This is a genomic window from Paraburkholderia sp. XV (assembly GCF_020177535.1).
Taxonomy (GTDB): domain Bacteria; phylum Pseudomonadota; class Gammaproteobacteria; order Burkholderiales; family Burkholderiaceae; genus Paraburkholderia; species Paraburkholderia caribensis.
Genome location: NZ_JAGUUD010000208.1, coordinates 1 through 7,381, shown reverse-complemented (window position 1 = coordinate 7,381; position 7,381 = coordinate 1). Strand labels below are relative to the sequence as shown.

Annotated in this window: 7 protein-coding genes; 3 read left to right on the top strand and 4 right to left on the bottom strand. The window is 64.9% G+C overall.

Features of this window, described 5'->3' with window-relative positions; translation table 11 throughout:
- Positions 1-146 precede the first annotated feature (146 nt).
- Both KFO72_RS40820 and KFO72_RS40815 read right to left on the bottom strand, forming a co-directional pair.
- Entirely contained in the window at positions 147-1,661 is a 1,515-nt protein-coding gene (locus KFO72_RS40820; RefSeq protein ID WP_225034478.1) for an ATP-binding protein, read from the bottom strand.
- Positions 1,658-2,389: a response regulator transcription factor gene (locus KFO72_RS40815; protein WP_062916475.1), complete on the bottom strand. Its 732-nt coding sequence runs from the start codon at positions 2,387-2,389 to the stop codon at positions 1,658-1,660. Before KFO72_RS40815 ends, KFO72_RS40820 begins: the two co-directional genes overlap by 4 nt.
- A 191-nt stretch (positions 2,390-2,580) precedes the next feature.
- On the opposite strand from KFO72_RS40815, the gene msrB reads away from it, so the two are divergent.
- The 3 genes from msrB to msrA are packed head-to-tail and all read left to right on the top strand — an operon-like array spanning position 2,581 to position 5,779.
- On the top strand, positions 2,581-3,114 hold the full coding sequence (msrB, locus tag KFO72_RS40810) for a peptide-methionine (R)-S-oxide reductase MsrB (RefSeq protein WP_062916474.1): 534 nt from the start codon (positions 2,581-2,583) through the stop codon (positions 3,112-3,114).
- Positions 3,115-3,162: 48 nt separating this feature from the next.
- Positions 3,163-5,007: a cytochrome c biogenesis protein DipZ gene (locus KFO72_RS40805; protein ID WP_225034477.1), complete on the top strand. Its 1,845-nt coding sequence runs from the start codon at positions 3,163-3,165 to the stop codon at positions 5,005-5,007.
- A gap of 49 nt (positions 5,008-5,056) precedes the next feature.
- On the top strand, positions 5,057-5,779 hold the full coding sequence (gene msrA / locus KFO72_RS40800) for a peptide-methionine (S)-S-oxide reductase MsrA (protein WP_225034476.1): 723 nt from the start codon (positions 5,057-5,059) through the stop codon (positions 5,777-5,779).
- Between the two features lie 30 nt (positions 5,780-5,809).
- On the opposite strand, the gene KFO72_RS40795 is transcribed toward msrA, so the two are convergent.
- Positions 5,810-6,745: an aldo/keto reductase gene (locus tag KFO72_RS40795; protein WP_062916472.1), complete on the bottom strand. Its 936-nt coding sequence runs from the start codon at positions 6,743-6,745 to the stop codon at positions 5,810-5,812.
- Positions 6,746-6,755: 10 nt separating this feature from the next.
- On the bottom strand, positions 6,756-7,157 hold the full coding sequence (locus tag KFO72_RS40790; protein WP_035989566.1) for a RidA family protein: 402 nt from the start codon (positions 7,155-7,157) through the stop codon (positions 6,756-6,758).
- Positions 7,158-7,381: the final 224 nt, after the last annotated feature.

Below are 7,381 nucleotides of genomic sequence, written 5' to 3'. Positions count from 1 at the left end.
CCCGCACAGGGGCGACGCGTGAAGCACGCTAACGTAACGCGGATGCCAGCGCAAAACCAAATCGCGGATGCCAGCGCAAACCCAAATCGCAGATGCCAGCGCAAAGCCAAACGCACACATGCCAGAAAAAAACCAAAGAAAAACCACTACACGGACGCCACCGCGCGTCCCCCCTTCTGCATCTTCCCCGCCGGATGCAATTCAAAACAAAACGCGGCGCCCGCGCCCCCCTTCTCAACAAGCCGTATCTGACTGCCATGCAACTGCAGCATCCGCTGCACGATCAACAACCCGAGCCCGCCGCGATGCGCGCCGCCCGACGTAAACGCACGCTGGAACAACCCCGCCCGCACTTCCTCCGACATACCCGGCCCCGTATCGCTCACCGTCACCGACACCTTGCCGTCGCGCACAGCAAGATCCACATCGACAGCGCCCGCATCCGGCGTATGACGAATCGCGTTATCGAGCAGATTGGTCAGCACACGCTCGATCATCCCAAGATCCGCCGTCACGCTCGGCAAGCGCGGCGCAATGCCCGCACGCAACTGGATATGCCGCGCTTCCGCAGACAGCTCGAACTTCTGAAACACGTCCTGCAACAGATCGACCAGCGAAAAATCCTCAAGCGCAAGCTGCACATTGCCATGCTCCAGCCGCGCGAGTTCGAACAGCGACTGCGCCAGCCTGCCGACCTTCACACTCTGCCCAAGCGCAATAGCCAGATAACGCTTGCGCTCGGCGTCGCTCAGCGTGTCCGACTTCATCGACAGCGTTTCCAGATAGCCGTGCAGCGATGTCAGCGGCGTACGCAGATCGTGCGAAATGTTCGCCACCAGTTCGCGCCGCTCCTGGTCCTGCCGCGTCAACGCGCGCCATTGCTGGCCGATGCGCTCGGCCATCTGCGCGAACGTCGATTCGAGCGTTGCAATTTCATCGCGCGAATTGGAATGCGACGGGCGCGCCGCATTGGCAATCGACGGTTGTGTATCCGGCTCGCCGTTCGCATCGAACTTGCGCATCGCGTCGGTCAGTCGGCGCAGCGGCCGCGTGATCAGCCCGAACGCCATCAGCCCCGCCACCAGACCGAGCAGCGCGACGAGCGCCATCGACCACAACGTCGTGCGCAACACCGAGCTGGCCGCGACGCGCGCCGCGAGCGCATCGTGTGCCTCGCCTTGCAGCACGACATACAGATATTCGGGCGGCCGCTTGCTCCCGTGCGGCAGCAACGCGGCGCTGAATACCTTGCGGCCGTCGACGCTGCGCGGGTCGTCGCCGAGTATCGGCAGCGGATCGCCGGCGATGAATTCGCGCACCGGCCGCATGTCGACCTGCATCCGCTTCAGGTGCCCGGCGGGCGCGTCGTCGCCTTCGATATGGCCGTTCTGATCGAGCAGATACACCTCGACGCTCGGATTGACCACCATCAGCTGCCCGAAAATCTCGCGCAATGCGTCCTTGCGCGAGCCGTCGTTGCCGTCGTCCGACAGCGCCGGGCTGCCGGCGATATGCGAGGCGAGATCGCGCGACAGGCTCTGGATCACTTCCTTTTCGTGCAGATCGCTCGAACGTATCTGCAGCCACGCCGACGCGCCACAGCACGCGAGCAGCAAGATGGAAAACACCAGCGACAAACGCTGTGTCAACGACAGATTCACGACGCGTCTCCTTCGTGCGCCGCAGGGTCGGCGACGAACTTGTAGCCGCGACCCCACACCGTCAGGATGCGCGTGGGCTGCGCCGGGTCCGCCTCGATCTTCGCGCGCAACCGGTTGATGTGCGTGTTGACGGTGTGCTCGTAGCCTTCGTGCTGATAGCCCCACACGGCGTTCAGCAGATCCATGCGCGAAAACACCTTGCCAGGCCGGCTCGCGAAGAAGTACAGCAGATCGAACTCGCGCGGCGTCAGCTCGATACGCTTGCCGTCGACGCTCGCCTCGCGCGTGAGGGGATCGATGAACAGCCCGGCGAGGTTCAGGCTGCCCGCTTCCATCCGCGCGTCTTTCGCCATTGCATCGGCGCGCCGCAACAGCGCCTTCACCCGCGCGACCAGTTCGAGCACGGAAAAAGGCTTGGCAAGATAGTCGTCCGCGCCGAGCTCCAGCCCGAGAATGCGGTGCACTTCGCTCGAACGCGCGCTGGTGATGATGATGGGCGTATAGCGCGCCATCGCGCGGGCGCGCCGGCAGATTTCCAGGCCATCGACGCCCGGCAGCATCAGGTCGAGGATCAGCGCATCCCAGTTGCCCTGTTCCAGCAGCCGCAGCCCTTCGTTGCCGTCGGCGCTATGGACGACCTCGTAGCGTTCGTCCCGCAGGTGCAGGCTCAGCACATTCGCTATGTCGACATCGTCTTCGACGATCAGTACGCGCTTTGGGTGGTCCATCGGCTGGCTTGATTGAACGTGGGATTGAAGGCAGGGATTAAACGTTGCCATACAACGTTGACAGCACTGACATTGTGCAGAATTTCCGGCCGCCGGGTTATCACAATTAATTTAAGTTTTCGTGAGGACCCGGATATCACAGCCGACTTACGCTACGCCATATTCAATCGAGTCGCACCAAGGAGCACACGATGAAAAGCCGCAGGCGGTTTCTGTTATCGGGCGGCAGCGCGCTCGCCGCGCTGGCCGCGCTCACGCATTGGCGGGCGTTTGCAGCGGGCACCCCGGGCGCAGCGGACGCGCAGGACGCAGCGGGCGGCGCGCCCGCGCGCTTCGAAGTCACGCGTTCCGACGCGCAGTGGCGCGCGCAGCTCACGCCCGCGCAATACCACGTGCTGCGCGAGGAAGGCACCGAGCGCCCGTTCAGCAGTCCGCTGAACGACGAGCATCGAAGCGGCGTGTTTTCGTGCGCGGGTTGCAGCCGCGAACTGTTTTCGTCGCGCACGAAGTTCGACAGCCATACGGGCTGGCCGAGCTTCTGGGCGCCGCTCGATCACGCCGTCGCGACGCGCGAGGACGGCTCGTTCGGCATGACGCGCACGGAGGTGCATTGCGCGCGCTGCGGCGGCCATCTGGGACACGTGTTCGATGACGGCCCGAAGCCGACGGGCTTGCGCTACTGCATGAACGGACTCGCGATGACCTTCACGCCGCGCGCCGCTTGAGATCGTCTTTCATCGCCCCATTTCGCACGATCAACCATCCAGACGATCATGTTACTCATTGTTCTCGCTTACCTCGGCGGCGCGCTCACGATCCTGAGTCCGTGCATCCTGCCCGTGCTGCCCTTCGTCTTCGCGCGCGCCGACCAGCCGTTCGTGCGCTCCGGCTTGCCGCTGCTCGGCGGCATGGCGCTCACGTTCGCGCTCGTCGCGACGCTGGCGGCCATCGGCGGCGGCTGGGTCACGCAGGCCAACCAGTACGGCCGCTGGATCGCGATCGTGCTGCTGGGCGTGTTCGGCCTCACGCTGCTGCTGCCGCGTCTCGCCGACCGACTGATGCACCCGCTGGTCAGCGCGGGCAACCGCCTGTCCGAGATGGCTCAGGCGGACGGCGCGAAGCCGCGCATCGGCTCGTCGTTTCTGCTCGGCATCGCGACGGGCCTGTTGTGGGCGCCCTGCGCGGGCCCGATCCTCGGTCTCGTGCTGACGGGCGCGGCGCTGCGCGGCGCAAGCGTCGGCACGACGCTGCTGTTGCTCGCGTATGCGGCAGGCGCGGCGACCTCGCTGGCCATTGCGCTGCTGATCGGCGGACGCGTCTTCACCGCCATGAAGCGCTCGCTCGGCGCGGGCGAATGGGTGCGGCGCGGAATCGGCGCAGCCATGTTGTGCGGCGTTGCGGCCATCGCGCTCGGCCTCGATACGGGCGTGCTGACGAAGGTATCGACGGTGGCGACGAGCGGCATCGAGCAGCACCTCGTCGACCGCCTGTCGCCGCGCAAACCGGCAGGCGACGCGATGATGTCGGCCAATGTGCAAACCGGCGGTCCCGCCATGATGAAAACCTCCGACACGCAAGCTGCCTCAGCCAACACCACGCCGCCCGCGGGCACGATGATGCGCGCCTCGGCGACGGCCGCACCGCTGCCCGTCGAAGGCACGCTGCCGTCGCTGACGGGCGCCGTGCAATGGCTGAACTCGCCGCCGCTCACGAACGCGCAGTTGAAGGGCAAAGTCGTGCTGGTCGACTTCTGGACCTATTCGTGCATCAACTGCCTGCGCACGCTGCCGTATGTGAAAGCGTGGTCGCAGAAGTATCGCGACATGGGGCTCGTCGTGATCGGCGTCCATGCGCCTGAATTCGCGTTCGAGCGCAATATCGACAATGTGAAGAAGGCCACACACGATCTCGGCGTCGACTACCCGGTCGCCATCGACAACAACTACGCGATCTGGCGCGCGTTCGGCAACCAGTATTGGCCGGCGCACTATTTCGTCGATGCGCAGGGGCGCGTGCGTCATCATCACTTCGGCGAAGGCGAGTATGAACAGTCCGAGAAGGTGATCCAGCAACTGCTCGTGGAAGCGGGTCATCCCGAGGCGGCGCAGGTGGCGACGGGCCTCGCGCAGCGCGCGAAAGGCGTCGAGGCGGCCGCCGACGGGAACGACATGATGTCGCCGGAAACGTACATCGGTTATGCGCGTGCCGAGAACTTCGCGTCGCCGGGCGGCGAAGCGCGCAACCGCGCGCGCACCTATGCCGCGCCGTCGAGCCCCGACGTCAACGACTGGGGACTCGCGGGCATGTGGAAAGTGGGCGCCGAGCACGCAACCCTTGCCGCGCCGAACGGACGCATCGTCTATCGCTTCCACGCACGCGACCTGCATCTGGTGCTCGGGCCGGGCGCGGCCGGCAAGCCGGTGCATTTTCGCGTGACGATCGACGGCGTCACGCCCGGTGCTGCGCGCGGCACCGACGTGAGCGCCGACGGCGTGGGCATCGTGACGGAACAGCGTCTCTATCAGCTCGTGCGCCAGACGGGCGACGTGGCCGACCACACCTTCGCGATCGAGTTTCTCGATCCGGGCGTCGAGGCATATGCGTTCACCTTCGGCTAATGGCATCCCGACCGACTGCACATTCATCTGTTATTCGAGGACTATCACCGTGAACAAGAAACTCATCGCAAGCGCATTGGGCTGGACCCGGATTGCGGCGTTCGTCGCCATCGGCGCGGGCGCCATTGTGTGGCAACACGTTGCGTCGGCGGAACAGGCGGTGCGGATTCCGCCGCCCGCGCAGGACGAAAAAGCGGGCAGCGCGCACACGGAAACGGCCGTCTTCGCGGGCGGCTGCTTCTGGGGCGTTCAGGGCGTGTACGAACACGTCAAGGGCGTGAAGCAGGTTGCGTCGGGCTACGCGGGCGGCGCGGCGAACACCGCGCAGTACGAGACCGTGAGCGGCGGCGACACGGGGCACGCGGAGTCGGTGCAGATCACGTATGACCCGACGCAGATCACCTATGGCCGGCTGCTGCAGATCTTCTTCTCGGTCGCCCACAATCCAACCCAGTTGAACTACCAGGGACCGGATCACGGCACGCAGTATCGTTCGGTGGTGTTTCCGCAAAATGCCGGGCAGCGCGTCATCGCGCAAGCTTATATCGCGCAGTTGAACGGCGCGAAGGTGTTTTCCGCGCCGATCGTCACGAAGATCGAGGACTTCAAGGGCTTTTATCCTGCCGAGCAGTACCACCAGAACTATCTGGTGCTGCACCCGGACTCGCCGTACATCGCGATCAACGATCTGCCGAAGATCGATTATCTGAAGAAGATGTTCCCGGATGTCTATCGCAGCGATCCCGTGTTGCTGAAGGCGTCGGCTTCGTGATGGCGCCGCGCCGCGCGTCGTGATTGTCTACTACCCGCCGACGGCTTCGACAATCTGCTTGCACATCGCCTTGTCGGGGTATGGACCCACGCCTGCGTGCACGTTATCGGCCATGTACTCGGGGCGTCCCGTGCCGGGAATCACGACGGTGACGGCGGGTTGCGCGAGCACGAATTTCAGCAGCAGTTGCGCCCACGACACGCAGCCGATGTCGTTGGCCCACGCAGGCAGCGGCGTCTTGCTGACGCGCGACAGCAGCCCGCCGCCGCCGAACGGCTGATTGATCACGACGGCGATGCCGAGGTCGCGTGCGAGCGGCAGGATGCGCTGCCCGGCATCGCGATCGTCGGCTGCGTAGTTGATCTGCACGAAGTCGGGCTTTTCGCTGCGCATCACGCTGGCGACGTCATCGAACGCGCCGGACGTGTAGTGCGTGATACCGATATAGCGAACGCGCCCACGCGCTTTCCAGTCGCGCAGCGTGGCGAGCTGCGTGCGCCAGTCGACGAGGTTGTGGACCTGCATCAGGTCGATTGTCGACTGTTGCAGGCGGCGCATCGACTCTTCCATCTGCGCGATGCCTGCGGCTTTGCCTTGCGTCCACACCTTGGTCGCGACGAACGCCTTGTTGTGCGCGTCGAGCCGCGTGAGCAGCGTGCCCGCGACAGCTTCGGACGAGCCGTACATCGGGGACGAGTCGATGGCCGAGCCGCCCGCTGCGAACAGCACTTTCAGCACGTCGGCGAGCCGCGCCTGGCCGTTCGGATCGTCGCCGACATCGAAGGTGCGCCAGGTGCCGCAGCCGACCACGGGTAAGGGCTCGTCTGTCGATGGAATGGCGCGCCGTTCCATGCGTGGGGGCGGTTTTTGCTGGGCGGCGCCCAGCGACGGAATGGACATCGCGAGGGGCAGCGTTAGCGCGCGCTGCAGGAAATCACGGCGCGCGGACGGTCGACGGGAACGCATCGACTTTGCGTCAGCCCGGACGGCGCGCGATGAAGTCGATCTCGACGAGTGCGTCGCGTGCGAGCCCGGTTACGCCGACGCAGGTGCGCGCGGGCAGCCGTCCCGGCGGGAAATGCGCGGCGTAGACGGCGTTCATGGTTGCGTAGTCGCGTTTGAATTCAGTGAGGAAGATACGCGCCGACACGACGTGTTCGAGGCCGAGACCGATGCCCTTGAGGACCAGCACGAGGTTGTCCATGACGCGTTTGGTTTGCGCGGCGACGCCCTCGGGCAGGGGTGCTGTGTCGTCGTCTGGGGAGGTGGGCATCTGGCCCGTGACGAAGACCCAGCCGCCTGATTCCGTTGCATGGGAGAAAGGGCCGACCGGCGTCGGCGCGCCTTCGATCATCCAGAACTGGGTGGGTTCGGTCATGGTTTTTGTGCTCCTGGTTGGGGGTTCGTGGATGCGCTGATGGGCTTTGGTTTTCGTGATGCTATACCTTAGCGTGGTTTTTTTTGGGGATTTTGGTCTGCGACGCGTTGGGGTGGGTTGGCTGTGTTTGCGCTGGCATGCGCCTGTGTTTGCGCTGGCATCCGCGTTACGTTAGCGTGCTTCACGCGTTGCCCCTGTGCGGGGCGGCACCTACTTTTCTTTGC

What these genes read in the sequence shown, in the direction of transcription:
- KFO72_RS40815 (WP_062916475.1), bottom strand. Translation starts at nt 2,389, where the DNA reads ATGGACCACCCAAAGCGCGTACTGATCGTCGAAGACGATGTCGACATA.
- msrB (WP_062916474.1), top strand. Translation starts at nt 2,581, where the DNA reads ATGAAAAGCCGCAGGCGGTTTCTGTTATCGGGCGGCAGCGCGCTCGCC.
- KFO72_RS40805 (WP_225034477.1), top strand. Translation starts at nt 3,163, where the DNA reads ATGTTACTCATTGTTCTCGCTTACCTCGGCGGCGCGCTCACGATCCTG.
- KFO72_RS40795 (WP_062916472.1), bottom strand. Translation starts at nt 6,745, where the DNA reads ATGCGTTCCCGTCGACCGTCCGCGCGCCGTGATTTCCTGCAGCGCGCG.
- KFO72_RS40790 (WP_035989566.1), bottom strand. Translation starts at nt 7,157, where the DNA reads ATGACCGAACCCACCCAGTTCTGGATGATCGAAGGCGCGCCGACGCCG.